2 protein-coding genes are annotated in these 751 nt (G+C 71.0%); one reads left to right on the forward strand and one right to left on the reverse strand.

Translation table 11 applies throughout. The features are described from left to right. Positions 1-179: 179 nt before the first annotated feature. On the reverse strand, positions 180-383 hold the full coding sequence (locus ACIKT0_RS19440; protein WP_407106906.1) for a heavy-metal-associated domain-containing protein: 204 nt from the start codon (positions 381-383) through the stop codon (positions 180-182). Positions 384-495: 112 nt separating this feature from the next. On the opposite strand from ACIKT0_RS19440, the gene ACIKT0_RS19445 reads away from it, so the two are divergent. Continuing rightward, a partial coding sequence (locus ACIKT0_RS19445; RefSeq protein ID WP_407106907.1) for a hypothetical protein occupies positions 496-751 on the forward strand: 256 nt, incomplete at its 3' end.

Raw genomic sequence — 751 nt, forward strand, 5'->3', positions numbered from 1 at the left:
GACGGCAGCGGAGCTATGCTGTGGGGTCGCGCCACCTACGAGATGAGCGCGGGGCGCGGGGTCCGAGGTCTGCGGAAGCGGCATCGGGGGTCGGTCCTCGGATGATCCCGGCGTCGCAGGTCGGCGGCCGCCGGGCTTCCAAGGTGTCCCAACAGGGTAAACGAATGGTGATCGGCGGCTCAGGACGCCGCGGGACGCGCCTCGAAGCCGGCCGCCGCCACCGCCGTCGCGGCTTCCTCGGCGCTCAGCCTGGTCTCCGCCTCGACCCGGCCCGTCTCCCGGGAGACGGTGACGACCGCCCCGGGATCCTTGCCGGTGATCGCCTGACGGACCGACTTCTCGCAGCCCGCGCACACCATTCCGGACACTTCGAGCGTGACCATGTCGCCTCCTTCTGATTCATCTCATGTGGAGGCCGGCCGCCGACCTTCGAGGGCTTGGCCGGCGAATCACGAATCGGCGATGATGCCGCACGCCGTCCGGAAGCCGAGCCACATGACGAAACCCGCCGACTTCTTTGTCGCCGCCGCAATGGCGGTGACGTCGGCGTGCGTGGGCGTCATCGCAGCCTACGGGCTCGGCCTCGGATTCGCCTCGGCGGCGTTGGCCGCGCTCGCGGCCCTCGGCGGCATGGCCGTCGTCCACCTGGCGTTCATTCGCACCCCTGCGCCGCCTGACGGCCGGATCGACGACCTCGACCGCGTCGCGACGGAGCTGCAGAGCAGGCTCGAGACGGTGGAGCTGCGGCTCG

This window comes from Hansschlegelia beijingensis (assembly GCF_045505405.1).
In the GTDB taxonomy this organism is placed as follows: Bacteria; Pseudomonadota; Alphaproteobacteria; order Rhizobiales; family Methylopilaceae; genus Methylopila; species Methylopila beijingensis_A.